This is a genomic window from Pantoea folii, from assembly GCF_056678875.1.
In genome coordinates, this window is the sequence record NZ_JBWXON010000022.1 from 34,432 (window position 1) to 59,381 (window position 24,950).

The 24,950-nt window shown below is 55.2% G+C and carries 24 protein-coding genes; 10 read left to right on the forward strand and 14 right to left on the reverse strand.

The window, feature by feature from the left end:
* Positions 1 to 44: 44 nt before the first annotated feature.
* Positions 45 to 1,847, reverse strand: coding sequence for a glutathione-regulated potassium-efflux system protein KefB (gene kefB, locus AC1MDE_RS21750; protein WP_479399745.1), 1,803 nt, complete (start codon positions 1,845 to 1,847; stop codon positions 45 to 47).
* Positions 1,847 to 2,398, reverse strand: coding sequence for a glutathione-regulated potassium-efflux system ancillary protein KefG (gene kefG, locus AC1MDE_RS21755; RefSeq protein ID WP_034830789.1), 552 nt, complete (start codon positions 2,396 to 2,398; stop codon positions 1,847 to 1,849). Before kefG ends, kefB begins: the two co-directional genes overlap by 1 nt.
* Positions 2,399 to 2,513: 115 nt before the next feature.
* On the opposite strand from kefG, the gene AC1MDE_RS21760 reads away from it, so the two are divergent.
* Positions 2,514 to 4,418: an ABC transporter ATP-binding protein gene (locus tag AC1MDE_RS21760; protein ID WP_097119694.1), complete on the forward strand. Its 1,905-nt coding sequence runs from the start codon at positions 2,514 to 2,516 to the stop codon at positions 4,416 to 4,418.
* A gap of 226 nt (positions 4,419 to 4,644) precedes the next feature.
* On the opposite strand, the gene tauD is transcribed toward AC1MDE_RS21760, so the two are convergent.
* From tauD to tauA, 4 genes are read right to left on the reverse strand one after another with little or no spacing between them, the layout of a single operon-like run.
* Positions 4,645 to 5,484 carry a taurine dioxygenase gene (gene tauD, locus AC1MDE_RS21765; RefSeq protein WP_480345071.1) on the reverse strand — a complete coding sequence of 280 codons (840 nt, stop codon included), beginning with the start codon at positions 5,482 to 5,484 and terminating at the stop codon, positions 4,645 to 4,647.
* Entirely contained in the window at positions 5,481 to 6,308 is an 828-nt protein-coding gene (tauC, locus tag AC1MDE_RS21770) for a taurine ABC transporter permease TauC (RefSeq protein WP_058960606.1), read from the reverse strand. The genes tauD and tauC overlap by 4 nt, the downstream gene beginning before the upstream one ends.
* Positions 6,305 to 7,072 carry a taurine ABC transporter ATP-binding subunit gene (tauB, locus tag AC1MDE_RS21775; protein WP_160834615.1) on the reverse strand — a complete coding sequence of 256 codons (768 nt, stop codon included), beginning with the start codon at positions 7,070 to 7,072 and terminating at the stop codon, positions 6,305 to 6,307. Before tauB ends, tauC begins: the two co-directional genes overlap by 4 nt.
* A 10-nt stretch (positions 7,073 to 7,082) precedes the next feature.
* A complete protein-coding gene (gene tauA, locus AC1MDE_RS21780) occupies positions 7,083 to 8,063 on the reverse strand; it encodes a taurine ABC transporter substrate-binding protein (RefSeq protein WP_480345072.1) in 981 nt (326 codons plus the stop codon).
* A 233-nt stretch (positions 8,064 to 8,296) separates the two neighbouring features.
* Between tauA and AC1MDE_RS21785 the strand changes: the two genes are divergently transcribed.
* Positions 8,297 to 9,277: a LacI family DNA-binding transcriptional regulator gene (locus AC1MDE_RS21785; RefSeq protein ID WP_058960604.1), complete on the forward strand. Its 981-nt coding sequence runs from the start codon at positions 8,297 to 8,299 to the stop codon at positions 9,275 to 9,277.
* Between the two features lies 1 nt (position 9,278).
* Here the strand turns inward: AC1MDE_RS21785 and AC1MDE_RS21790 are convergent, their stop codons facing one another.
* Positions 9,279 to 9,881 (reverse strand): LysE family translocator, encoded by a 603-nt coding sequence (locus tag AC1MDE_RS21790; protein ID WP_034819569.1) that lies wholly within the window; start codon positions 9,879 to 9,881, stop codon positions 9,279 to 9,281.
* 60 nt (positions 9,882 to 9,941) lie between these two features.
* On the opposite strand from AC1MDE_RS21790, the gene AC1MDE_RS21795 reads away from it, so the two are divergent.
* From AC1MDE_RS21795 to AC1MDE_RS21805, 3 genes are all read left to right on the forward strand, one after another.
* Positions 9,942 to 10,958: a hydrolase gene (locus AC1MDE_RS21795; RefSeq protein ID WP_058960602.1), complete on the forward strand. Its 1,017-nt coding sequence runs from the start codon at positions 9,942 to 9,944 to the stop codon at positions 10,956 to 10,958.
* 2 nt (positions 10,959 to 10,960) lie between these two features.
* Positions 10,961 to 11,179 (forward strand): YheU family protein, encoded by a 219-nt coding sequence (locus AC1MDE_RS21800; RefSeq protein WP_034820041.1) that lies wholly within the window; start codon positions 10,961 to 10,963, stop codon positions 11,177 to 11,179.
* A 61-nt stretch (positions 11,180 to 11,240) separates the two neighbouring features.
* Positions 11,241 to 12,110, forward strand: a complete 870-nt coding sequence (locus AC1MDE_RS21805; RefSeq protein ID WP_034819573.1) for a phosphoribulokinase — start codon at positions 11,241 to 11,243, stop codon at positions 12,108 to 12,110.
* A 43-nt stretch (positions 12,111 to 12,153) separates the two neighbouring features.
* On the opposite strand, the gene AC1MDE_RS21810 is transcribed toward AC1MDE_RS21805, so the two are convergent.
* On the reverse strand, positions 12,154 to 12,558 hold the full coding sequence (locus AC1MDE_RS21810) for an OsmC family protein (protein ID WP_034819576.1): 405 nt from the start codon (positions 12,556 to 12,558) through the stop codon (positions 12,154 to 12,156).
* A gap of 303 nt (positions 12,559 to 12,861) precedes the next feature.
* Between AC1MDE_RS21810 and crp the strand changes: the two genes are divergently transcribed.
* Both crp and AC1MDE_RS21820 read left to right on the forward strand, forming a co-directional pair.
* Complete coding sequence (crp, locus tag AC1MDE_RS21815; RefSeq protein WP_000242758.1) at positions 12,862 to 13,494, forward strand: cAMP-activated global transcriptional regulator CRP; 633 nt, start codon at positions 12,862 to 12,864, stop codon at positions 13,492 to 13,494.
* A gap of 58 nt (positions 13,495 to 13,552) precedes the next feature.
* Positions 13,553 to 15,628 (forward strand): YccS/YhfK family putative transporter, encoded by a 2,076-nt coding sequence (locus AC1MDE_RS21820; protein ID WP_034819579.1) that lies wholly within the window; start codon positions 13,553 to 13,555, stop codon positions 15,626 to 15,628.
* Here the strand turns inward: AC1MDE_RS21820 and argD are convergent, their stop codons facing one another.
* From argD to ppiA, 5 genes are all read right to left on the reverse strand, one after another.
* Positions 15,629 to 16,849, reverse strand: a complete 1,221-nt coding sequence (gene argD, locus AC1MDE_RS21825; RefSeq protein WP_479414919.1) for a bifunctional acetylornithine/succinyldiaminopimelate transaminase — start codon at positions 16,847 to 16,849, stop codon at positions 15,629 to 15,631. It abuts the gene before it with no gap.
* 87 nt (positions 16,850 to 16,936) lie between these two features.
* A complete protein-coding gene (locus AC1MDE_RS21830; protein ID WP_058960599.1) occupies positions 16,937 to 17,512 on the reverse strand; it encodes an aminodeoxychorismate synthase component II in 576 nt (191 codons plus the stop codon).
* A 41-nt stretch (positions 17,513 to 17,553) separates the two neighbouring features.
* Positions 17,554 to 18,147 carry a putative adenosine monophosphate-protein transferase Fic gene (locus AC1MDE_RS21835; RefSeq protein ID WP_058960598.1) on the reverse strand — a complete coding sequence of 198 codons (594 nt, stop codon included), beginning with the start codon at positions 18,145 to 18,147 and terminating at the stop codon, positions 17,554 to 17,556.
* Positions 18,137 to 18,301, reverse strand: coding sequence for a YhfG family protein (locus AC1MDE_RS21840; RefSeq protein WP_072016960.1), 165 nt, complete (start codon positions 18,299 to 18,301; stop codon positions 18,137 to 18,139). The genes AC1MDE_RS21835 and AC1MDE_RS21840 overlap by 11 nt, the downstream gene beginning before the upstream one ends.
* Before the next feature lie 98 nt (positions 18,302 to 18,399).
* Positions 18,400 to 18,972, reverse strand: a complete 573-nt coding sequence (gene ppiA / locus AC1MDE_RS21845) for a peptidylprolyl isomerase A (protein ID WP_058960596.1) — start codon at positions 18,970 to 18,972, stop codon at positions 18,400 to 18,402.
* Between the two features lie 262 nt (positions 18,973 to 19,234).
* Here ppiA and tsgA point away from each other — a divergent pair, with 262 nt between their 5' ends.
* Complete coding sequence (gene tsgA / locus AC1MDE_RS21850) at positions 19,235 to 20,413, forward strand: MFS transporter TsgA (protein ID WP_479401402.1); 1,179 nt, start codon at positions 19,235 to 19,237, stop codon at positions 20,411 to 20,413.
* 92 nt (positions 20,414 to 20,505) lie between these two features.
* Here the strand turns inward: tsgA and AC1MDE_RS21855 are convergent, their stop codons facing one another.
* Positions 20,506 to 21,789, reverse strand: coding sequence for a cytosine deaminase (locus tag AC1MDE_RS21855; RefSeq protein WP_058960594.1), 1,284 nt, complete (start codon positions 21,787 to 21,789; stop codon positions 20,506 to 20,508).
* Between the two features lie 297 nt (positions 21,790 to 22,086).
* Here AC1MDE_RS21855 and nirB point away from each other — a divergent pair, with 297 nt between their 5' ends.
* Both nirB and nirD read left to right on the forward strand, forming a co-directional pair.
* Positions 22,087 to 24,627, forward strand: coding sequence for a nitrite reductase large subunit NirB (nirB, locus tag AC1MDE_RS21860; protein WP_479401401.1), 2,541 nt, complete (start codon positions 22,087 to 22,089; stop codon positions 24,625 to 24,627).
* Positions 24,624 to 24,950: a nitrite reductase small subunit NirD gene (gene nirD / locus AC1MDE_RS21865; protein ID WP_038644290.1), complete on the forward strand. Its 327-nt coding sequence runs from the start codon at positions 24,624 to 24,626 to the stop codon at positions 24,948 to 24,950. Before nirB ends, nirD begins: the two co-directional genes overlap by 4 nt.

Consider the following 24,950-nt stretch of genomic DNA (forward strand, 5'->3'; position numbering starts at 1 on the left):
TCTTTCCTGCCCGCTATTAAGCAACGGATATGTTAAGTGTAGTCCTACTCGTCATCCCAACCGTCGATCTGACGTTTTTCATGCTGCATTTCGCGCTGGAAGATGTCTTCTAACTCACGACGAGCTTCACGCACACGTGAGGCCTGCGCATTATCATCGTGGCTTGGCACCAGCTCACGTAGCATGCGCATATCGAGTCGGCGGAAATGCTGTTGCGCGCGTTGCGCCTGATGCGGATGCATGCCGAGTGAAATCAGCGTCTTGCGCCCCAACTCCAGCGCACTTGAGAAGGTTTCACGCGAGAACAACGTCACCCCCGCTTGCAATAATTCATGGGCTTCCACACGGCCACGCGCACGCGCCAGAATTTCCAGCTGCGGGAAGTGCTGCTGGCAAAGGTGAACGATGGACATCGAATCTTCCGGATCATTGCAGGTAATCACAATGGATTGTGCATTCTCCGCACCGGCAGCACGCAGTAACTCAAGCTCAGTGGCATCGCCGTAGTAAACCTTATAGCCATATTTGCGCATCAGGCTGACAGCCGAGATGTCACGCTCCAGCACCGTAATACGCTTATTGTTAGCCATCAGCAAGCGGCCCACCACCTGACCAAAACGACCAAAGCCAACCACAATGACCTGCGGCTGATCATCTTCGACAAACGGCTTCTCATTGTCATCATCGGGCTCATTGAACCGACGTGCGAGAATTTTATCCACCCCCTGCATCAACAGCGGTGTGGTCATCATCGACAGCGTCACCGTCACCAGCAACAGTGGTAATTGATCGCCGCTAAACAGTTTGGCCGACGAGGCCGCTGAAAACAGCACAAAAGCAAATTCACCGCCCTGGCTAAGCACCCCGGCAAACTGCAGGCGCTCGGAACTGCGTAAACCATAAATACGGCCCAGCACATAGAGCACCAGCGTCTTGACCGCCACGAGAATTACTACGCCAAGGATAATCTCCGCGATATGGGTATAGAGCACGCCCAAATTCAGCGCCATGCCGACGGAAATAAAGAACAGCCCGAGCAGCAACCCTTTGAAGGGTTCGATCGCCACTTCCAGCTCGTGCCGATATTCACTCTCGGCCAGCAGGATCCCGGCGATAAAGGTGCCGAGGGCCATCGACAGCCCTAACATATCCATAAACAGCGCCGAGCCCAGCACCAGTAATAATGAAGCCGCCGTGAACACTTCACGCACACCGGAAGCGGCGATAAAGCGGAAAATCGGACGCAGCAGATAACGGCCACCCACCAGCATGACAGCAAACGCCAGCACCTTCATGCCCACTTTCAGCCAGTCAACATGGCCACTGTCGCCACCGGCCAGCAGCGGCACGAGGGCTAATGCGGGGATGACGGCCAGATCCTGGAACAGCAGCACCGAGAAGCCGAGCTGACCCGCTTCACTGCGATTCATGCCTTTATCGCGCATCAATTGCAGTGCCATAGCCGTCGAAGACATTGCCAGGCCAATCCCGCCGATCACCGCGGCTTGCCAGCTAAAGTTGGTCAGCCACAGCAGCACACCAAGAATCGCGGCAGAAACCAATACCTGCGCAGCGCCCACGCCAAAGATTGAACGCCTTAACGCCCAAAGCTTGGCGGGATTCAACTCCAGCCCGATGATGAACATCAGGAACACCACGCCGAGTTCGGAGAAGTGCAGAATCTCATCAACGTCGCTGATAAAGCCTAGCCCCCACGGCCCGATGGCAATGCCTGCCACCAGATAACCCAGCACGGCACCAATACCAAGTCGGGCCGCAATCGGCACCACAACCACAGCGGCCACCAGATAAATCACTCCGGCAGTGAGTAACGTTTGACCTTCCATCACATCACTCCCTGCGGCAATGGTGACGAGAGCCAGTCACGGTAGGCGCGCGCATAATTGCGCATCACTTCCGGCGTCTGACGGCGAGCCCAGTAGATCACCATCGGCGTCATCCAGTGCATACGACACATCTGCGCCGTCAGCTCAAACGGACGCATGATGTCGCTCATCGGATAACGATTCAGGCCGTTATGGTGATACGCGGTTTCCGGTTCTCCGGTGGTCACCACGCTGCGCCAGTACTTGCCCTCCAGCGCATTCCCGTCCTGGCCGCTGGCAAACCCACGCGACAACACGCGATCCAGCCACTCTTTCAGCAAAGCCGGGCAGCTATAGGTATACAACGGATGCTGGAAAACGATGATTTGGTGTTCGCGCAACAGCTGCTGCTCGTAATGAATATCAATGAAAAAATCCGGATAGTGGGCGTATAAATCGTGCACCGTGACGTGGTCCAGTTCCATAGCCGACTGCAGCAAAACCCGATTAGCAATCGAATCCTGTGTTTCCGGATGGGCGTAAAGCAGCAATATTTTAGGTGGCTGCGACATCGTTCCCCTCCAAAGCGTCGTCACCGCAGCGGAATTCCGCTACCATGCTCGACGCAACTAACCATTATTGAATTATGTTGCCGATAAATTAACATATTCTGACGATACGGCGCTTATGATTGTCTTTTCCGCATTACAAATACGCCGCGGCACTAACGTGCTGCTGGACAACGCAACAGCCACCATTAATCCCGGCCAAAAAGTCGGTTTGGTGGGTAAGAACGGCTGTGGAAAATCCACGCTGCTGTCGCTCCTGAAGGGCGAAATTAGCAGTGATGCAGGCAATTTCACTTTTCCAGGTAACTGGGCGCTGGCATGGGTGAACCAGGAAACCCCGGCCCTCACTAAAGCCGCGCTGGAATATGTTATCGACGGCGACCGCGAATATCGTCAGCTTGAATCCGAATTAGCTGATGCCAACGCCAGGGATGACGGCAACGCCATCGCTCTGCTGCATGGCAAGCTGGATGCGATTCAGGCGTGGAGCATACATGCTCGCGCCTCCAGCCTGCTGCACGGATTGGGCTTTAGCCAGGAACAATTAATGCGGCCGGTGAGTGATTTCTCCGGTGGCTGGCGCATGCGCCTTAACCTTGCGCAAGCGCTGGTGTGCCGATCCGATCTGCTGCTACTGGATGAGCCGACTAACCACCTCGATCTTGATGCTGTTATCTGGCTAGAGCGCTGGTTGAAAAGCTATGAAGGCACGCTGATCCTCATCTCGCATGACCGTGACTTCCTTGATCCGGTGGTGGATAAAATCATTCATATCGAACAGCAGACGATGTTCGAATACACCGGCAACTATAGCTCGTTCGAGCGCCAGCGCGTCGCCAAACTGGCGCAGCAGCAGGCGTTGTTCCAGAGCCAGCAGGAAAAAGTACAGCACCTGCAAAAGTACATCGATCGCTTCCGCGCCCAGGCCACTAAAGCCAAACAGGCGCAGAGCCGTATCAAGATGCTGGAGCGCATGGAGTTAATTGCCCCGGCTCACGTCGATAACCCGTTTAGCTTCAGCTTCCGCGCACCAGAGAGCCTGCCCAATCCATTATTGAAAATGGAGAAAGTCACGGCGGGTTATGGCGAACGCATCATTCTTGATGCCATCAAACTGAATCTGGTACCGGGTTCACGCATCGGTCTACTCGGCCGTAACGGTGCGGGTAAATCAACGCTGATCAAACTGCTGGCCGGTGAAATTGAAGCGCTGGATGGCAAAGTTGGCCTGGCAAAAGGCATCAAGCTTGGCTACTTCGCTCAGCATCAACTTGAATACCTGCGCGCCGATGAATCGCCATTGCAGCATCTGGCCCGTATTGCGCCACAAACGCTGGAACAACAGCTGCGTGATTATCTCGGCGGCTTCGGTTTCCAGGGTGATAAAGTCAGTGAAATCACTGAACGTTTCTCAGGCGGTGAAAAAGCGCGACTGGTGCTGGCACTGATCGTCTGGCAACGTCCAAATCTGCTGCTACTCGATGAACCGACCAACCACCTTGATCTCGACATGCGTCAGGCATTGACCGAAGCGCTGATTGATTTCGAAGGCGCGCTGGTGGTGGTTTCGCATGACCGTCATTTACTACGATCCACCACCGACGATCTCTATCTGGTGCATGACCGCAAAGTCGATGTGTTTGAAGGCGATCTCGATGATTACCAGCAGTGGTTGAGCGATCTGCAAAAGCAGCAAGCCCAGCAGGATGCTGCACCGAAGCAGGATAACGCCAACAGCGCCCAGTCTCGTAAAGATCAGAAACGCCGCGATGCTGAACTGCGCGCGCAAACCCAGCCGTTGCGTAAAGAGATCGAGAAGTTAGAGAAGCAGATGGCGAAGTGGCAGAGCCAGCTCCGCGAAGCGGAAGCGATGCTGTCAGACAGTGCAATTTACGATCAGAGCCGTAAGGCCGATTTAACCTCGGCGCTGCAACGTCAGGCTGAAAGCAAATCGGCGCTGGAAGACGTTGAAATGGCCTGGCTGGATGCCCAGGAACAACTGGAGCAAATGCTGGCGAGTTAGTGTTCAGCATCCATGCTGCCCCTGCAGGGTGAGTGCCTGCTGTAAGATCAGCAGGCAGGGTTCGCATCTCTGGAAGGCCAGCATTCTTGTTCAGCTTCTGCTGTCAGGCAAGTATGTCTGGTGCGGATTTCGTGGATGCTCAGCGTCTGTTGTAAGTCCGGTATTCTTGTTCAACTTCTGCCGACAGGTCGGCATTTAGGCCGACCTGGTTAACCACCGCACTCTTTTAAAACGGAACATCCCCTAACACCGTCGCCCGATGCATTACTCGCCGCGCCGGATAGTAATCGGCATTCGCATAATGCTGCGTGACGCGGTTATCCCAAATAGCCACATCATTCTCCTGCCAGCGCCAGCGCACCTGAAACTCCGGTTTTGCCGTGTGCCAGAACAGGAAATTCAGCAGTGCTTCGCTCTCCTTCTCACTCAATCCCAGTAAACGCGTCGTGAAGCCTTCATTGACAAACAGCGCCTTGCGCCCGCTCACCGGATGGGTACGAATCACCGGATGCTGCACCGGCGGATGTTTGGCGACCGCTTGCTGCCAGCGCTGATGCTCTTCTTCCGTCTTGCGGTATTTATACTCCTGGAACGACTTCTTAAAATCATGCTCCGCCTGCAAGTCGCTCAGCAGTTGCTTAAACGGTTCGGACAACGCTTCATAGGCCGCAATGCCCGTTGACCACAACGTATCGCCACCGCTCTCCGGCAGCAGTTTAGACGCTAAAATCGCAATCGCCGGCGGCGTTTCAATAAAGGTCACATCGGTGTGCCAGTTATCGTTATCCGGTGGATTATCCTGATGGGTATCCAGCACGATAATTTCTTCCACTCCTTCCGCATGTGGATACACCGGATGGATGTGCAAATCACCAAAGCGAATCGCCAGAGCGCGCTGCTGTTCCGGCGTGATCACCTGATTGCGCAGGAACAACACCTGATGGCGCAGCAGACCATGATAAAGCTGCTCAAACTGCGCGTCGCTTAACGGGCGGCTGAGATCGAGGTCGCTGACCTGCGCACCGATATACGGGCCCAGCGCGGTAAAGGTGACACGTTCGTTCATTGCTGCTCTCCATTCCAGGGTGTCAGACGGCGCTGCAAGGCGCGCAGACCCAGTTCTAAACTAAAGGCGATTAAGGCAATCACTGCGATACCGGCCAGTACCACATCGGTGGCAAGAAACTCGCCCGCCGACTGCACCATAAAGCCGAGCCCTCGCGTGGCGGCAATCAGTTCGGCGGCCACCAGCGTGGACCAACCCACGCCAAGGCCAATGCGTAAACCGGTAAGGATTTCAGGCAATGCGCCCGGCAGGATGACAAAGCGCAGTAGCTGCCAGCGTGAAGCGCCTAGTGCCTGCGCAGCGCGAATCCGTACCTGCTGAGCATTCTTCACTCCTGCCAGCGTCGACAGCGTCACCGGCGCGAAGATCGCCAGATAGATTAGTAAGATTTTCGAGGTTTCGCCGATGCCAAACCAAATCACCATCAGCGGCAAATAGGCCAATGGCGGCACCGGACGATAGAGTTCAATCAGCGGATCGAGCAGCCCACGAATCGCCGGGCTCAGGCCCATTGCAATACCCACCGGGATGCCAATCAACGCGGCAAAAAACAGCGCCACCAGCATGCGCGTCAGGCTGGCGCCCAGGTGCTGCCATAGGGTCGCATCCATAAAGCCTTGTGGGCTGGCGATCAGCAGTAACTTTTGCAGCACCTGCTGGGGTGGCGGCAGAAACAGCGGTGCCACCAAATTGAGCGCCGTCACGCCCCACCACACCAGTAGCAGCACGGCTACACTCAGCAAGCTCAGGGAAAACTGCGGTGAAAAAGGCCAGCGCAACGTGCGTCGGCGAGTCTGGGTTTTCTCATCAATCACCGCGCTCATACAAACGCCTCCCGCTGGGAAAAGACCTGGTTCAACACGTATTCACGGCGTTCGATAAAAGCCGGATCGGATTTGATACTGCGGCACGGCTCGCCGGCGGCGAAACGCTGGCCAAAATCGAGTTTGATGCGCTCCACCACGCGACCTGGCCCCGGCGAAAGCAGCACCAGTTCACTGGCAAGAAACACCGCTTCTTCAATGTCGTGGGTAATCAGCAAAATCTGTTTGCCGGTATCCCGCCATAGCGTCAGCAGCAGGGTTTGCATCTGTTCACGGGTAAAAGCATCCAGCGCACCAAAGGGTTCATCTAACAGCAGCAACTGAGGATCAGCCGCCAGCGCACGCGCAATCCCCACGCGCTGACGTTGACCCCCAGAGAGCTGCCAGACAAAACGCTTTTCTGCCCCTTCCAGTCCGACTTTGCGGATTAAACGGCGAGCAATGGTATGACGTTCAGCCTTGTCCATTCCCGCCAGCTGCAAGCCAAACGCCACGTTATCGATCACGTTACGCCACGGCAGTAGCCCTTCGTTCTGAAACACCACGCCGCGTTCTGCGCCCGGTCCATTTACCGCTTTGCCATCCAGCGTGATACTGCCTGACTCCAGCGGCAGGAATCCGGCGATCAAGTTCAGTAAGGTGGTTTTGCCACAGCCTGACGGTCCCAGCACCACCAGCAGGTCGCGTTGATCCAGCTGCAGGTTGATATCCTGCAGCGCGGGTTGTCCGGCGTAACGTGCATTCAGATTGGTGATGCTGAGCATACGGCCTCCGTTATTTCGCCAAAGGCGCGACAAAGCGCGTGGTGACAAAGCTGCTGTAATCGTTAGCGGCATCCGGCACTTTGCCCTGCTCTTTCAGGAAGTGCGCGGTATCAACAATGGCTTTGTTCACTGGCTTGCCCAGCTGTTCCACCTGCTGCTGTGCGGTCAGGTAGGTATTGCCTTGCACCAGCACCGGCACATCGCTTTCCGGTACGCCACTCAGGCGCGCCAGTTTGCTGAGATTGTCGGGCTGCTTGAGCCACTGTTCTGGATTCGCAATGTAGGCTTGCTGTGCCTCAATCGCACTGCGCGCGAAAGCGGTAACCACTTCAGGATGCTGCTGAGCGAAATCTTTGCGCACCACCCACACATCCAGCGTTGGCGATCCCCATTTGCCCACCTGAGAAGAGTCGGTTAACACCGTGCCATCCTTTTCCAGCTCGTTTACCGCCGGTGACCAGACGTACGCGCCGTCAATATCACCGCGTTTCCACGCTGCAATAATGGCTGGCGGTTGCAGATTCACTAACTGCACCTGCGATGGCTTGATGCCCCAATGTTTGAGCGCTGACAGCAGGCTGTAATGGGTGGTGGAGATGAAGGGCACGGCGATGCGTTTGCCAATCAGATCCCTGGGACTGGTGATGGATTTTTTGACCACCAGCGCTTCGGAATTGCCAAGCTGTGATGCCAGTAAGAAAGCTTCGATGGGCAACTGCTGTGTTGCCGCCACTGCCAGCGGGCTGGACCCGATATTACCGATTTGCACATCACCGGAAGCCAATGCCCGCAGCACGCTGGCACCGCTATCAAACTTGCGCCAGTCGACCGTCGTGCCACTCTCTTTAGCAAAGGTGTTATCGGCCTGCGCCACTTTGGCCGGTTCCGCCGAGGTTTGATATGCCACGGTGACGTTGACCGCCTGTGCCTGGAATGCCATCAGGGCCAATGCTGCCGCCACTGCCGTTATCGTTTTTTTTACTGCCATCATCATTCACCCCAATGTTATGTCGTGATGGCAGTTTCTCCAGCGGCTGTAATTCCATAAAGGAATTAAAAATTATCCCTAATGAAAATCTGTTCTTAGATCAACATCGGGCAACGCTATGCGAAATGCGCAAATGCAAAGAAGGCGTAAAGACGGAAATATGTCACACGCTCACATAGCGACTGTGCTATTGATAGGCTCCTGATTTGTCACCTCTACTGGCGGTACTGAAATCCATGTCGATTGAGAAAGTTGCCCGTCTTGCTGGCGTGTCTAAAGCCACGGTTTCTCGGGTGTTGAACCAGCATCCAGGCGTGCGTTCTGATACACGAGCAAAGGTATTGGCGGCCATCGAACACTGTGACTATCAGCCCAACCTGCTGGCCCGCCAGCTGCGTACTGCCCAGAGCCATATGTTGCTGGTGTTAATTTCAGACATCACCAATCCTTTCTGTTCACGTGTGGTGCAAGGCATTGAAGCTGAAGCCGAAGCGCAGGGTTATCACATCCTGTTGTGCAATTCGGCCTCACAGCTGCCGCGTGAAGCCGCTTATCTGGCGTTATTAAGCGGTAAAGTGGTCGATGGCGTGATCACCATGGATGCCGCGGCCTGCCTGCAACAGCTGAAGGGGTTGATAGGTGACGCGCCTTGGGTGCAATGCGCCGAATACGATCCGGCTATCGCTGCTTCCAGTGTCACGATAAACAATAAAGAAGCGGCTTACGAAACCGTGCGTTATCTGGCCAACAAAGGCCGCCGCCGTATTGCATTGGTTAACTGTGATATGCGCTACCTTTACTCGCATCAGCGTGAAAGTGGCTATCGCGAAGCGCTGGAACAGCTGGAACTAAATTGGGGTGGCGTGGCTTACGCGGAAAACATTTCGTGTGAAGCGGGCAGTGCCGCACTGCGTGAACTGCTGGCACGACCGGAGCGACCAGACGCCGTGTTTGCAGTCTCAGATGTGCTGGCGGTTGGCGTGATTCACGCCGCGCTGGAGGCCGGATTGCGCATTCCGGAAGATCTCGCTGTCGTGGGGTTTGATGGTATTCCCTTCACCAGCAGCCTCAATCCACCGCTGACCACCATCGAACAACCGATGAATCGGCTGGGTGCACGCAGTGTTCAGCTGCTACTGAACCGCATCCGCCAGCCGCACAGTGACGTGGTGCGTGAAGTGTTACCCTGGAAGCGCGTTGAACGCGCCTCCAGCTAACTCAACGCCAGATCAGCAGTACACAGGCGGCAGTGAGCGCACCCATCGCCAGGTTGAAGATTTTCCACGCGCGCGGGCTGCGCAACAGACGGCCAATCAGCGAACCAAATCCCATCCAGATAACACCGGATACCACATTGACCAGCGCCATACCGATACTGATGGCGATCACCGAATGCAGATACGCATCGCCCGCCAGGCTAAAGCTGGCTACCGCGCCCAACGCCATCAGCCAGGCTTTTGGGTTGATCAACTGTAGCAGGCCACCCTGCCAGAACGGCATCTGCTTGACGTTGGCATCTTCAGTTTCCAGCTTCTCGTACTCCGCGGTGGCAATTTTCCACGCCAGCCACAGCAGGTAGAGGCTACCGGCAATCTTTAGCACCAGATGCAGAGAGGGATAAAGCAGGATCAAACCACCGATGCCAAATGCCACCATCAGCAACATGACTTGCATACCAATCATGATACCAATGAGCAGCGGGATGGTGCGCAGGAAGCCAAAATTAGCACCTGAGGCGGTAAGTAACATATTATTGGGCCCTGGCGTGATGGCAGCGACCCAAAGAAAACCCAACATTGATAAAAAAAGACTCAGTTCCATGTATATTCGGGTGCTCCTCACCCAGTAAAGCGGACAACCCATCGAAGCTATCAGCGAGTTATGCATCAGACAAGCCTTTACCCAAGCTATTTTGATCGCCTGAACGGCGAGCGATTTACACCGCTGCGCGGATTCAGTAACGCGCATCTGCAAACCCTGCTGCCGCGCATACTGCGTCGGCGCGTAACCCTGCGTCCGCACTGGCAGCGACTTGACCTGCCGGACGGTGATTTTGTCGATCTCGCGTGGAGCGAAGATCCAGCACAGGCGCGTCACAAACCGCGCATGGTGATGTTCCATGGCCTGGAAGGCAGCTTCCGTAGCCCGTATGCGCATGGCCTGATGCAGGCGTGTCAGGCGCGTGGCTGGCTGGCGGTGGTGATGCACTTTCGTGGATGCAGCGGCGAGCCGAATCGTCTGGAGCGCATCTATCATTCCGGTGAAACCGAAGATGCGACCTTTTTCCTGCACTGGTTGCAGCGCGAATGGGGCACGGTGCCGACTGCAGCAGTGGGCGTTTCACTCGGTGGCAATATGCTGGCCTATTTATTGGGCATGCACGGGAATGATGTGCCTGTGGATGCCGCCGTCGCCATCTCGGCACCCTTTGCGCTCGAACCCTGTAGTGAAAAGCTCGATGCTGGCTTTTCTCGTTTCTATCAGCACTATTTACTGACCAAGCTGAAACAGAACGCTACGCGTAAACTGCTGGCCTGGCCCGGCACACTACCGGTGGAACTGAGCCAGTTGCGCGCATTTCGCCGCATTCGTGAGTTTGATGATGCGATTACCGCACGGGCGCACGGTTTTCTGGATGCCAACGACTATTATCAACGTGCCAGCGCTATGCCGCTGCTCACGGGCGTGCGCAAGCCGCTGCTGATCATCCATGCCAAAGACGATCCCTTTATGACCGATGCAGTAATCCCGCAGCCGGCGCAACTGTCGCCTTCCATTGAATATCAGCTGACACAACAAGGCGGGCACGTTGGCTTTGTTGGCGGTACGTTAATGAAGCCGAAAATGTGGCTGGAACAGCGTGTGCCTGACTGGCTTTCAACCTATCTGGATGTGTGATCGTGATTATTCCCTGGCAAGAACTTGAAGTCGCAACACTGGAAAACCTGATTGAAACTTTCGTGCTGCGCGAGGGAACCGACTATGGTGAGCAGGAGCGCAGCCTGGAACAAAAAGTCGCCGACGTGCGCCGCCAGCTGGAGCGCGGAGACGTTGTGCTGGTGTGGTCGGAACTGCATGAATCCGTCAACATTATGCCGAAAGGCGAGTTTCGCGGTTAATGCACCGCGCAGTAATTCGTGGTAACAATGCTCATCGCCCGACTTCACAGGGAGTTCTGTTATGTCAGCCAGGCATCCAATCATTGCCGTGACCGGTTCCAGCGGTGCCGGTACCACGACCACCAGCCTCGCCTTCCGTAAGATTTTCCAGCAGCTGAATCTGCATGCTGCGGAAGTGGAAGGTGACAGTTTTCACCGTTATACCCGTCCAGAAATGGATATGGCGATCCGTAAGGCACGCGATCTGGGCCGTCATATTAGCTACTTCGGTCCGGAAGCCAATGACTTCGGGCTGCTGGAACAGACGTTTAAGCATTACGGAAAAACCGGGCTGGGTGAGTCGCGCAAATATCTGCACACCTACGACGAAGCGGTGCCGTGGAATCAGGTGCCGGGCACCTTTACGCCCTGGCAGCCGCTGCCGGAAAACACTGACGTGCTGTTCTATGAAGGATTACACGGTGGCGTGGTTACACAGCAGCACAACGTCGCCGAGCATGTCGATTTGCTGGTCGGCGTGGTGCCGATTGTCAATCTGGAGTGGATTCAAAAGCTGGTGCGCGACACCAGCGAGCGCGGCCATTCCCGTGAAGCGGTGATGGATTCAGTGGTGCGTTCAATGGAGGATTATATCAACTTCATCACGCCGCAGTTCTCGCGCACCCACATCAACTTCCAGCGTGTACCTACGGTGGATACGTCAAACCCATTTGCCGCACGTGAAATTCCCTCACTCGATGAAAGCTTTGTGGTGATTCACTTCCGTGGACTGGAAGGCATTGCTTACCCTTACCTGCTGGCGATGATCCAGGGCTCGTTCATTTCGCATATGAACACGCTGGTGGTGCCGGGCGGCAAAATGGGGCTGGCAATGGAGTTAATCATGACGCCACTGGTGCAGCGGCTGATTGAAGGTAAACGGATTGAATAATCCAGAAATTCTGTAGCGGCGGCCGTTTGGCCGCCCACTTATGTTATCGCTCAATCACTTCGTAACTGTGCGTCATTTTCACACTATTGCCGAGCATGATCGCCACCGAGCAATACTTCTCCGCCGACAGATCGACGGCCCGCGCCACCGCTTTATCGCTTAGCGCTGTGCCGCTAACGATAAAATGCAGGTTGATTTGCGTAAAAATACGTGGCGCTTCTTCCCGGCGCTCGGAGGTGAGTTTCACCTCGCAGTCAGCCACATCATTTCGGCCTTTTTGCAGGATCGATACCACGTCAATCGCGCTACAGCCGCCTGCTGCCATCAAAACCATCTCCATCGGGCTTGGCGCTTTGTCACCCGAGTTACCGTCCATTAATACCTGATGGCCTGATGAGGATTCTCCGAGAAAGGTCAGCCCTTCCACCCATTTCACTCGTGCCTGCATTATTCTTTCTCCTGAAGTGGCGGTTTTGCCGCCAGAGTACGCTTTCACTTGATAAACAGCAATCCAGACTCTTCCGCCTGTTGCTGAAGCGAGACAACAGAAGACAGCTTGCAAAAGCTGTGCTACAAACAGTGCTGAAAATATTTTCGTCATCACAGACGAAGGCGGGAAGAATCAAAAGCGTAGCTTAAGAATCACCCGGAAATAATTTTCCTTTACTGGAAACGCTCGACGATTACACCGCCTGACAGGGAAAACTGCCCCCTGTGTTTTGGGCACGATTACAACAGAGGATAATAGCGAATGGTTCTCGGCAAACCGCAAACAGACCCTACACTCGAATGGTTCCTGTCCCATTGCCATATTCACAAATATCCGTCCAAAAGCACGCTCATCCATCAGGGTGAGAAAGCGGAAACGCTGTACTACATCGTGAAAGGTTCCGTTGCGGTTCTGATCAAAGATGAAGAAGGCAAAGAGATGATCCTCTCCTACCTCAATCAGGGAGACTTCATCGGCGAACTCGGCCTGTTTGAAGAAGGCCAGGAACGTAGTGCCTGGGTACGTGCTAAGACTGCCTGCGAAGTGGCTGAAATTTCCTACAAAAAATTCCGTCAGCTGATTCAGGTAAACCCGGATATTTTAATGCGACTTTCGTCGCAAATGGCGCGTCGTCTGCAAGTCACCTCCGAGAAAGTGGGCAACCTTGCCTTCCTCGATGTGACGGGCCGTATTGCGCAAACACTGCTTAATCTGGCGAAACAACCCGATGCGATGACGCACCCCGACGGGATGCAAATCAAAATCACACGTCAGGAGATTGGTCAGATCGTGGGTTGCTCACGCGAAACCGTGGGTCGTATCCTGAAAATGCTGGAAGATCAGAACCTGATCTCCGCACACGGTAAAACCATCGTCGTCTACGGCACCCGCTAATTTCTTATCACCCACGGCGTGATGGCAACATCGCGCCGTTTTTGTTTGCGATGAGCTGATGTGGCGCCGAATCATCTATCATCCTGAGGTCAACTACGCACTGCGGCAAACGCTGGTGCTGTGCCTGCCTGTGGCACTAGGCTGGCTGTTTGGCGATCTGCAAAAAGGCCTGCTGTTCTCCTTAGTGCCTGCCTGCTGCAACATGGCGGGTCTCGATACCCCGCATAAACGCTTCTTTAAACGCCTGATTGTCGGCGGCTCCCTGTTTGCCACCGCCAGTTTTCTGATCCAATTTCTCACCAGTGACGCCATTCCGTTACCGCTGATCCTGTTTGTGCTGCCGCTGCTGATAGGCGTGACCGGCGAAATCAGCCCGCTGCACGGTCGCTTGTTGCCCGCCACACTGATTGCCGCCATCTTTAGCCTCAGCCTGGTAGGACGCATGCCCATGTGGGTGCCGCCGCTGCTGTATATCGGCGGCACGCTATGGTATGGCCTGTTTAACTGGTTCTGGTTCTGGCTGTGGAAAGAGCAGCCGATGCGCGAAACGCTCAGTCTGCTGTATCGGGAACTGGCGGATTACTGCGATGCCAAGTACACCTTGCTGACGCAGCTCACCGATCCGGAAAAAGCGCTGCCGCCGCTGCTGGCGCGTCAGCAAAAAGCCGTTGACCTGATCACCACCTGCTATCAGCAGATGCACATGCTCTCTGCCAGCCGCGATAACAGCCACAAGCGCCTGACGCGGGCTTTCCAGGTGGCGCTTGATTTGCAGGAGCACATCTCGGTGAGCCTGCACCAGCCGGAAGAAGTGCAAAAGCTGGTCGAGCAGAGTCACGCCGAAGCGGTGATCCGCTGGAATGCCAAAACCATCTCTGCGCGTCTGCGCCTGTTGGCCGATGCCATTCTCTATCATCAATTGCCCGATCGCTTCCACATGGAAAAGCAGCTCGGCGCGCTGGAAAAAATTGCGCGCCAGCATCCCGACAATCCGGTGGGCAACTTCTGCTATTACCATTTCAGCCGCATCGCCCGCGTGCTGCGCACCCAGAAACCTTTATACACCCGTGACCTGATGGCCGATCGCCAGCGCCGTTTGCCGCTGTTCCCGGCGCTGCGCAGCTATCTTTCGCTCAAGTCCGCTGCATTGCGCACCGCGGCTCGTATTTCGGTGATGCTGATGTTCGGCAGTGCGCTGGCGCTGTTCTTTAATATTCCCAAGCCTTACTGGATTCTGATGACCATCATGTTTGTCAGCCAGAATGGCTACAGCGCCACACGAGTGCGTATCCAGCACCGTGCGCTGGGGACCTTTGCCGGATTGCTGATCGCCGCAGGATCGCTACGGCTCGAAGTGCCCGAATCGATCACCCTGCTGTTTATGCTGGCCATCACCCTCGCCAGCTATCTGGTCACGCGCAAGTATTACGGCTGGTCGATGATTGGCTTCACCGTGACGGCGGTGTATTCGCTCCAGCTGTTGTCGCTGAACGGGGCGCAGTTCCTGCTGCCGCGCATGATGGATACCCTGATGGGCTGCCTGATCGCCTTTGCCGGTATGATCTGGCTGTGGCCACAGTGGCAGAGCGGATTACTGCGCAGCAACGCGCATGATGCGCTGGAGGCTTATCAGGAAGCCTTGCGGATGTTGCTGGGGCCGGAGCAATCTCCTGAAAAGCTGGCTTACCAGCGCATGAAGGTCAATCAGGCGCACAATGCACTGTTCAACTCACTGAATCAGGCATCGAGCGAACCGGGCTTCAACGCGCAGTACCTGAAAGATATGCGCATGTGGGTCACCCACAGCCAGTTCATTGTGGAGCATATTAACGCGATGACGATCCTGGCGCGTGAGCACACCATGCTGACGCCGAAGCTGGCGGAACGCTATCTGCAATCCTGTGAAATTGCGCTGCAGCGCTGTCAGCAGCGACTGGCGTATGACGGGCCAGGCAATGACAGCAATATTCTGGAAGCGCCGGAGAATATGAATGAAGGGCCGGTAACGATTGTCGAGCAGCATGTGAAGCGCATCCTGCAACACCTGAATGTGATGCACACCATCTCTTCACTGGCCTGGAGCCAGCGACCACATCACGGCCGCTGGCTGAAAGTTTTACGTCCGAAAGGATGATTACGCCGCCAGCACTTTCTCAATCGCTTGGGCGAAACGCGCCATCCCTTCTTCGATGTCAGTCGGCTCGATCACCAGTGACGGCACAAAACGAATCACATCAGTGCCTGCGGTCAGAACCATCAACCCTTCTGCTGCCGAGGCATTGAGGATATCGCGCGCTTTACTGGCGTGCTGTGGCTTCAGCGCTGCGCCAATCAGCAAACCTTTGCCGCGAATCTCACTGAAAAGATCATATTTGCTGTCAATCGCCTGCAGTGCCTCAACGAACTGCTGACGACGAGCTTCCACGCCACCCAGCACTTCTGGGGTGTTGATGATGTCCAGAGCCGTTTCAGCAATCGCACAGGCCAGCGGGTTGCCGCCGTAAGTGGTGCCGTGCACGCCGGGCGCCATCACTGAGGCGATTTCATTGGTGGTCAGCATCGCACTCACCGGGAATCCGCCGCCCAGCGCTTTGGCGGTGGTGATGATGTCTGGCTTGATGCCGTAATGTTCGTAGCTGAACAGCTTACCGCTACGACCCATGCCGCTCTGCACTTCATCCAGCACCAGCAGCGCTTTATGCTCATCGCATAGTGCACGCAGGCCCTGCATGAACTCTTGAGTTGCCGCCACCACGCCGCCTTCGCCCTGAATCGGCTCGACAACAATCGCGCAGGTATGATCATCAATCACCGCTTTTACCGCATCCAGATCGTTAAACGGTACATGGACGATATCTGCCGGCTTTGGACCAAAGCCGTCGGAGTATTTAGGCTGGCCGCCAACGGAAACGGTAAACAAGGTACGACCGTGGAACGCGTTGTGGAAGGCGATGATTTTGCTTTTGAACGGGCTGTGTTTTTTGCAGGCGTAATAACGCGCCAGCTTAAAAGCAGCTTCGTTAGCTTCCGCGCCGGAGTTGCCAAAGAAAACGCGATCGGCAAAGGTCGCTGCAATCAATTTGCTCGCCAGACGCAGCGCCGGTTCGTTGGTGAACACGTTGCTGGTGTGCCACAGGGTTTCGCCCTGCGTTTTCAGCGTTTCCACCAGCGCCGGGTGGCAATGGCCTAAAGCAGTCACCGCGATACCGCCGGAGAAGTCGATATACTCTTTGCCCAGCTGATCCCAGACTCGGCTGCCCTTGCCTTTTACCGGCACGAACTGCGCTGGTGCATAAACAGGCAAAATCACGTTATCGAACGTTTCCCGGGTTACCGCTAGTTTTTCCGCTGCCATTGCCGACCTCATTGGGTTATTTATTGAGCTGAAGTGAAATTATAATCACAAAATATGCATAAAAAATCACACGAAGGCAAACATAAGTTACGCGTTGAGGAAATTAGCCAATAGCTGATGGCCCTGCTCGCTGAGGATGCTCTCAGGATGGAACTGCACCCCTTCTAAGGGCAGCGTACGGTGGCGGAAGCCCATGATCTCATCGGGCTCGCCATCACGCAGGCTCCAGGCCGTGACTTCGAATTCTGCGGGCAGCGTATCGCGCGCCACAATCAGTGAATGATAGCGCGTGACGGTGAGCGGATTATTAAGGTTGCGAAATACGCCTTGATGGGTGTGCTGGATAACAGAGGTTTTGCCGTGCATCACCCGACGAGCCCGCACCACTTGCGCGCCATAGGCTTGCGCAATTGCCTGATGGCCGAGGCAAACACCGAGAATCGGTAAGCGACCGGCAAAATGGCGGATGGCATCCAGAGACACACCGGACTGATCCGGCGTGCAGGGACCGGGTGAAATCACCAGATGCGTCAGTGGCAACGCATCCATCTGCGCCAGCGTGATGGCATCGTTACGCACCACGCGCACTTCTGCGCCCAGCTCACAGAAGTACTGGTAGAGATTCCAGGTGAAGGAGTCGTAGTTATCAATTAACAGCAGCATAGTGCCCTCAGGCCAGTCAAACCGCCGCTATTCTACGCATTTTACCGTGCGGGACTCACCACTTTCGCAAACTGTGTCGTCAGCGGTGCCAGATCGCCCGACACACCAGCAAACAACGCGGTACGCCACGTTTCTCGTTCCAGCTTATCCCACGTCAACAGGTAACCGGCGTGCAGCGCCAGCTGTTCAAAGAAAATGCGCTGCGTGCGGCCATTGCCCGCGCGGAACGGGTGCAATACGAAGATCTCACAATAATAATGTGCCAGCCGCGCGACAAACTCATCCTGCGTCAGGTTTGTCAGTTGTTGTTCATCTTCCAGCGCGCTCATCAGCGCATTGCCCTCTTTCTCGATGTATTCGCAATGGCAATAGGGTGTCTCATCACGCCAGATATCGATGCTGCGTAACTCCCCTGCCCAACTGTAGAGATCCTGAAACAGCGTGCGATGAATATGGCATAACCAGGGCATACCGGTGCTGCGCGGGCCGAGTTCCAGTGTCGCCAGGCGTGCAGCGCTAAACGCCAGCTCCGCTTTACGCAACTGCGCTTCGTCATGAATATCGAGACGATTTTTCAACACCGTGTCGTTGTGCCAGACATAAGGGTCGCGCACGGCCAGACTGTTATCCGCCATATTGCCTCCTTAGTGACTCAAGTCGCTCTTCATGCTGCTCAGCGCTGATATCGCTGAGTACGTAGCCGGCAAGACGGCAACTGGCCTGATAACTGGCCATGCGGCGCTGTTGCCACAGGGTGGCTTTCTGTTTTTCGGTGAGTTGGCTGGTCATTGCGCCTCCGACAAGCAATTTGCCCTAAGTATAAGAGCTAATTTTAGCTTTGCCGGAGAGCAGCAGAACGCGCCGACGAGTGCCGGCGCGTTAATTCATTAAGGCATGACTTTCGCAGACAGGATAACAATCGGTTTTGACGGCACATTTTGGTACGGGCCGACATCTTTGGTTGGCACCTGAGCAATCTTATCGATCACATCCTGGCCTTTCACAACTTTACCAAATACCGCATAACCGAAGTCGCGTTGACCGTGATCGAGGAAGGCGTTATCCGCGACGTTGAGGAAGAACTGGCTAGTCGCACTATCTTTATCTGCAGTACGCGCCATAGAGATGGTGCCACGCAGGTTACGCAAACCGTTGTCGGCTTCGTTCTTGATCGGTGCCACGGTCTGCTTCTGCTGCATATCCGTGGTGAAACCGCCGCCCTGGATCATAAAACCCGGGATCACACGGTGGAAGATCGTATTGTTGTAGAAACCGTTGTTGACGTAGTCGACAAAGTTTTTCACCGAAACCGGGGCTTTCTGGTTGTTCAGTTCGAGTTCGATATTGCCCGCAGAGGTGGTGAGCAGCACATGGGTATCCCCTTTGGCTGCCAGAGCGGTAGCGGATACAGAAGAGAGCGCTAACAGGGCGACTGCCGCTGTCAAAGTACGTTTAAACATGAAAGATTCCTTACCATGGAGTGCAAGCTCAAAAACGAGATCGATTGTAAAGAGCAAGTTATACAAGAGCCAGCGTTTTACCGATATTTACGCTGATGTTGCGATTGTCATACTTTTTGAGGTGCGCAATCATTTGCGTGACGAAAATCACACTATTAATGAAATATTTCGCGCTCGTTACACTCGTTGTTTATTAAGATCACAGTTGCATTTACAATTCATGACACTTTTTGCCAATCCCGGCGCATCACAGGTTCAGAACATGACAAACCGTAATCGCATTGGCCTTACCTGGATCAGCTTTTTCTCCTACGCGCTCACCGGCGCGCTGGTGATCGTTACCGGTATGGTACTGGATAATATTGCCCAATACTTCCAGTTGCCCATCTCAGAAATGAGCAACACTTTCACCTTCCTGAATGCCGGTATCCTGGTCGCGGTATTCCTTAACGCCTGGCTGATGGTGATTGTGCCGTTGAAACGCCAGCTGATTTTTGGCTTTGTGCTGATGATCCTCGCGGTGGCAGGCCTGATGACCAGCCATAACCTGACCGTCTTCTCGCTGTGCATGTTTGTGCTCGGTGTGGTCAGCGGTATCACCATGTCGATCGGTACCTTCCTGATTACCCATCTGTACGATGGTCGCCAGCGTGGCTCGCGCCTGCTGTTCACCGACTCCTTCTTCAGCATGGCCGGTACCATTTTCCCGATCATCGCTGGCGTACTGCTGGCGCGCATGCTGCCGTGGTACTGGGTATACGCCTGCATCGGGGTGATTTACATCGCGATCTTTGTCCTGACGCTGATGGTGGAATTCCCGGAACTGAAAAGCGAAGCAGCCGTGCAAGGCGGCGAGAAAGAGAAATGGGGCATCGGCGTGTTGTTCCTGTCTATCGCGGCGCTGTGCTACATCCTCGGTCAATTGGGCTTTATCTCCTGGGTGCCAGAGTACGCCACCAAATCGATGGGCATGGATATTGCGGCGGCTGGTCAGCTCGTCGGTAACTTCTGGACCGCGTACATGGTCGGCATGTGGGTGTTCAGCTTCCTGCTGCGCTTCTTCGATCTGCAGCGCATCCTGATGGTATTGGCGGCTCTGGCGACCGGGTTAATGTACTGGTTTGTCACCACCAACGACGCCAGCATGCTGCACTGGATCATCATGATTCTCGGCTTCAGCTCCAGCGCTATCTACACCACCATCATTACGCTGGGCTCGCTGCAAACCAAAGTCTCTTCGCCGAAGCTGGTGAACTTTATCCTCACCTGCGGCACCGTCGGCACCATGCTGACCTTTGTGGTTACCGGCCCAATTGTGGCGAAAGGCGGCGCACATGCAGCACTCTCTACCGCTAATGGCTTGTATGCCGTGGTGTTTTTGATGTGCGTGCTGCTGGGCTTTGTGACTAAACATCGCCAGCACGGCCATATTACGCACTAATCGGTGACGTGCAGGGGTGAACGTTCACCTCTGTTGCCTGGTGCAGTAGCAAGAGAGTGCGCAGTGATGCGCACTCTTTTTTTATGCAGCGACTATCGTCGGAATGACACCGCTTCCGCCTCACCCAAATAGATTTCACTGCTCGCGGGCTGCGTTGCCGCCACCACGCTTCCCTGCCGTATTGAATAGCGCACAGGCACTTGTCTGCGCACCGCATCAAAGCCACTTTCAGCCGGCAGAATAATCAGACTGGCATGGTCACCTACCGCCAGACCGTAATCCTTCAATTGCATCGTCTTCGCGCTGTTAGTGGTGATCAGGCTCAGGCCATTGTCGATCTGCTCGTAGCCCATCAACTGACAGACATGTAATCCCATATGCAGCACCTGTAGCATGCTGGCGGTGCCGAGCGGATACCAGGGATCAAACACATCATCATGGCCAAAGCAGACGTTAATATCGGCTTCCAGCAACTCCTTCACCCGTGTGATACCACGGCGTTTGGGATAGCTGTCAAAACGCCCCTGCAGGTGAATGTTCACCAGTGGGTTAGCGACAAAATTAATCTTTGAAAGCTTGAGCAAGCGGAATAAGCGCGAGGTGTAGGCGTTGTTGTAGGAGTGCATCGCCGTGGTGTGGCTGGCGGTAACACGTTCGCCGTTGCCATCACGATGGGCCAGTGCCGCCACGGTTTCGACAAAGCGCGACTGCTCATCATCGATCTCATCACAGTGCACATCCACCATGCGGTCATAACGGTTGGCGAGCGCGAAGGTTTTATGCAGTGATTCAACGCCATACTCGCGTGTGAACTCGAAGTGCGGGATGGCGCCTACCACATCGGCGCCGAGACGCAATGCCTCTTCCAGCAGCGCTTCACCATTTGGATAGGAGAGAATCCCCTCCTGCGGAAACGCCACGATTTGAATATCGATCCATGGCGCCATTTCCGCCTTTACTTCCAGCATGGCTTTCAGCGCGGTGAGAGTAGGATCGGAAACATCAACATGGGTACGCACATGCTGAATACCGTTGGCAATTTGCCACTTCAGCGTCTGCTGTGCGCGCTGTTTGACATCGTCATGGCTGAGCAGCGCCTTGCGCTCCGCCCAGCGTTCAATACCTTCAAACAGCGTGCCGGACTGATTCCAGGCAGGCTGCCCGGCGGTTTGCGTGGTGTCGAGATGGATATGCGGTTCGATAAAGGGGGCACTTGCCAGCCCTCCTTCGGCATCCAGCGCATCATCCTGCTGCGTGATTTGCGGTGGCTGGGGGCGTAATGCCGTTATTTTGCCGCCGTTGATTTCCATCTGCCACAGACCCTGCTGGCCGGCCAGACGCAGGTTGTTGATCCACTTTAGTGTGCGATTCGCCATGCCTTCCTCCCGTTTTAAGCCACAGGTTAAGCTAGCATGAAAATCTTTCCGTCTGTGCCATAGGTTTTTAGTCTGCCAAAATGACCATGCAAAAAAGCCCTCAGCTCAGTTTGTAGCAGCGACACTGATGGCAACCGATGCTGCACAATATCCAATCAAATAAGCCACTTATCATTTTCGTTCAAAATCAATTACATACCTCTAAATAGGTATATAGCCGTGCGCTTGATGTGCATCAATAAGCGCCTGATATTGCGCGCTATCGTAAGCGCAGATACCGCAATTTTTGAGGCAAGCATGAGCAAGCACAGTGTCGTGATTATTGGCAACGGCATGGTCGGCCACCGCTTTATAGAAGAACTGATCGATAAAGCCGAGCCCGGCCAATTCGCCATTACCGTCTTTTGTGAAGAACCGCGCGTCGCCTATGACCGTGTCCACCTTTCCGCCTACTTCTCCCATCACACCGCTGAAGAGCTGTCACTGGTTCGCCCCGGCTATTACGAAAAACATCAGGTCAACCTGCTGATCGGTGAACGGGCGATCACGCTCAACCGCGACGAAAAACTGATTCACTCTAATACCGGTCGCTCGGTGCACTATGACACGCTGATTTTTGCCACCGGTTCTTATCCATGGATACCGCCAATCAAAGGCGCTGAAGGCAGCGACTGCTTTGTCTATCGCACCATCGAAGATCTTAACGCCATTGAAGCCTGTGCGCGCCGAACAAAACGTGGTGCGGTGATAGGTGGCGGATTGCTCGGCCTGGAAGCCGCGGGCGCGCTCAAAAATCTCGGTATCGAAACTCACGTTATTGAATTTGCACCGGGATTAATGGCCGAACAGCTGGATGTGCAAGGCGGCGAGCAGTTGCGTCGTAAGATCGAGCAGATGGGCGTGCTGGTGCATACCGGCAAAAACACCCAGCAGATTGTGCATCACGCCAAAGGCGGTAAGACGCTGGAATTCGCCGATGGCAGTTCGCTGGATGTCGATTTCATCGTGTTCTCCACTGGCATTCGTCCACAAGACAAGCTGGCAAAACAGTGTGGTCTGGAAATCGGCCAGCGTGGCGGTATCGCCATTAACGACCGCTGCCAAACCAGTGATGCCGCGATTTATGCCGTCGGTGAATGTGCGGCCTGGCAAAACCGGCTGTTCGGCTTAGTCGCGCCGGGCTACAAAATGGCACAGGTCGCCAGCGATGCGTTGCTGGGACGCGACAGTGCCTTTTCCGGTGCCGATATGAGCGCCAAACTTAAGTTGCTGGGCGTGGATGTCGGTGGTATCGGCGATGCGCATGGCCGCACGCCGGGCGCGCGCAGCTATATGTGGCTCGACGAACAAAAACACATCTACAAACGCCTGATCGTCAGTGAAGACAATCGCACGCTGCTCGGCGCGGTACTGGTCGGTGACACCAGTGATTACGGCAATCTGCTGCAGCTGGCGCTGAACAACATCGCACTGCCCGACAATCCCGAAGGTTTGATTCTGCCCGCAGGCAGCGGCGAGAAGCCGGTATTGGGAGTCGATTCCCTGCCGGATAGCGCGCAGATCTGCTCCTGTTTCGATGTCAGCAAAGGCGATATCGTCAACGCGGTGCAAGGCGGTTGCCACACCGTGGCGATGCTGAAAAGCGAAACCCGAGCTGGCACCGGCTGCGGCGGCTGCATTCCGCTGATCACTCAGGTGCTCAACGCGGAACTGAGCCGTCAGGGTATCGAAGTCAACAATCACCTGTGCGAGCACTTCCCCTATTCACGTCAGGAGCTGTATCACCTGATTCGTGTCGAAGAGATCACCTCCTTCGATGCGCTGCTGGCGAAATATGGCCAGGGTTATGGCTGTGAAGTGTGTAAACCCACCGTCGGTTCGCTGCTGGCCTCGTGCTGGAATGACTATGTGCTCAAGCCACAACTCGCACCACTTCAGGACAGTAACGATCTGTTCCTTGGCAATATTCAGAAAGATGGCACCTACTCGGTGATCCCACGCTCGCCCGGCGGTGAAATCACGCCAGAAGGGTTGATGACGATCGGTGCGGTGGCACGTGAATTTAATCTTTACACCAAGATCACCGGCTCGCAGCGTATCGGCCTGTTCGGTGCTCAGCGCGACGATCTGCCTGCCATCTGGTCGCAGCTGATTGATGCCGGATTTGAGACCGGCCAGGCGTATGCCAAAGCGTTGCGCATGGCAAAAACCTGCGTGGGCAGCACCTGGTGTCGCTATGGCGTCGGCGATAGCCTCGGCTTCGGTATCGAGCTCGAGAACCGCTACAAAGGCATTCGTACACCGCACAAAATGAAGTTTGGCGTCTCGGGCTGCACGCGCGAATGTGCGGAGGCGCAGGGCAAAGATGTCGGCATCATCGCGACGGAAAAAGGCTGGAATCTGTACGTATGCGGCAACGGCGGCATGAAGCCACGTCACGCCGATCTGCTGGCGGCGGATCTGGATCGCGACACTCTGCTCATGTACCTCGACCGCTTCATGATGTTCTATATCCGCACCGGTGACCGATTGCAGCGTACCTCGCTGTGGCTGGAAAGTATGGAGGGCGGTATCAACTATCTGCGCAGCGTGATTGTCGATGACAAACTCAGCCTCAACGCGCAGCTGGAAGCTGAACTGGCGCGCCTGCGGGCTGAAGTCGAGTGCGAATGGGCTGCAACGGTGAACGATCCCCGGCAGCACATCCACTTCAGCACCTTCATCAACAGCGATCAGCGCGATCCGCTGGTGCAGCACGTAGCCCAGCGCGATCAGCACCGTCCGGCAAGTCCTGCCGAGCGCATCGCCATCACCCAGATTGAGGAGATCGACGCATGAGCCAGTGGCATTCCGTGTGTGAACTCGAACAAATCCTGCCTGCCACCGGCGTCTGCGCGTTGGTAAAAGGCCAGCAGATTGCCATCTTCCGTCCGCATGATGATGAGCAACTCTATGCGCTGAGTAACATCGATCCTTTCTCCGCAGCCAGCGTGCTGTCACGCGGCCTGATTGCCGAACATCAGCACACGCTGTGGGTCGCCAGCCCACTGAAAAAACAGCGCTTCCGTTTAAGCGACGGCGTCTGCCTGGAAGATGCCGCCCGTTCCGTGGCGAGCTATCCGGTGCGCGTTACTGCGGGCCAGGTCGAAGTGTGCGCCTGA

Bases quoted from the DNA above. Each gene is read 5' to 3' on its own strand.
- kefB (WP_479399745.1), bottom strand. From the start codon at position 1,847: ATGGAAGGTCAAACGTTACTCACTGCCGGAGTGATTTATCTGGTGGCC.
- kefG (WP_034830789.1), bottom strand. From the start codon at position 2,398: ATGTCGCAGCCACCTAAAATATTGCTGCTTTACGCCCATCCGGAAACA.
- AC1MDE_RS21760 (WP_097119694.1), top strand. From the start codon at position 2,514: ATGATTGTCTTTTCCGCATTACAAATACGCCGCGGCACTAACGTGCTG.
- tauD (WP_480345071.1), bottom strand. From the start codon at position 5,484: ATGAACGAACGTGTCACCTTTACCGCGCTGGGCCCGTATATCGGTGCG.
- tauC (WP_058960606.1), bottom strand. From the start codon at position 6,308: ATGAGCGCGGTGATTGATGAGAAAACCCAGACTCGCCGACGCACGTTG.
- tauB (WP_160834615.1), bottom strand. From the start codon at position 7,072: ATGCTCAGCATCACCAATCTGAATGCACGTTACGCCGGACAACCCGCG.
- tauA (WP_480345072.1), bottom strand. From the start codon at position 8,063: ATGATGGCAGTAAAAAAAACGATAACGGCAGTGGCGGCAGCATTGGCC.
- AC1MDE_RS21785 (WP_058960604.1), top strand. From the start codon at position 8,297: ATGTCGATTGAGAAAGTTGCCCGTCTTGCTGGCGTGTCTAAAGCCACG.
- AC1MDE_RS21790 (WP_034819569.1), bottom strand. From the start codon at position 9,881: ATGGAACTGAGTCTTTTTTTATCAATGTTGGGTTTTCTTTGGGTCGCT.
- AC1MDE_RS21795 (WP_058960602.1), top strand. From the start codon at position 9,942: ATGCATCAGACAAGCCTTTACCCAAGCTATTTTGATCGCCTGAACGGC.
- AC1MDE_RS21805 (WP_034819573.1), top strand. From the start codon at position 11,241: ATGTCAGCCAGGCATCCAATCATTGCCGTGACCGGTTCCAGCGGTGCC.
- AC1MDE_RS21810 (WP_034819576.1), bottom strand. From the start codon at position 12,558: ATGCAGGCACGAGTGAAATGGGTGGAAGGGCTGACCTTTCTCGGAGAA.
- crp (WP_000242758.1), top strand. From the start codon at position 12,862: ATGGTTCTCGGCAAACCGCAAACAGACCCTACACTCGAATGGTTCCTG.
- AC1MDE_RS21820 (WP_034819579.1), top strand. From the start codon at position 13,553: ATGTGGCGCCGAATCATCTATCATCCTGAGGTCAACTACGCACTGCGG.
- argD (WP_479414919.1), bottom strand. From the start codon at position 16,849: ATGGCAGCGGAAAAACTAGCGGTAACCCGGGAAACGTTCGATAACGTG.
- AC1MDE_RS21830 (WP_058960599.1), bottom strand. From the start codon at position 17,512: ATGCTGCTGTTAATTGATAACTACGACTCCTTCACCTGGAATCTCTAC.
- AC1MDE_RS21835 (WP_058960598.1), bottom strand. From the start codon at position 18,147: ATGGCGGATAACAGTCTGGCCGTGCGCGACCCTTATGTCTGGCACAAC.
- AC1MDE_RS21840 (WP_072016960.1), bottom strand. From the start codon at position 18,301: ATGACCAGCCAACTCACCGAAAAACAGAAAGCCACCCTGTGGCAACAG.
- ppiA (WP_058960596.1), bottom strand. From the start codon at position 18,972: ATGTTTAAACGTACTTTGACAGCGGCAGTCGCCCTGTTAGCGCTCTCT.
- tsgA (WP_479401402.1), top strand. From the start codon at position 19,235: ATGACAAACCGTAATCGCATTGGCCTTACCTGGATCAGCTTTTTCTCC.
- AC1MDE_RS21855 (WP_058960594.1), bottom strand. From the start codon at position 21,789: ATGGCGAATCGCACACTAAAGTGGATCAACAACCTGCGTCTGGCCGGC.
- nirB (WP_479401401.1), top strand. From the start codon at position 22,087: ATGAGCAAGCACAGTGTCGTGATTATTGGCAACGGCATGGTCGGCCAC.
- nirD (WP_038644290.1), top strand. From the start codon at position 24,624: ATGAGCCAGTGGCATTCCGTGTGTGAACTCGAACAAATCCTGCCTGCC.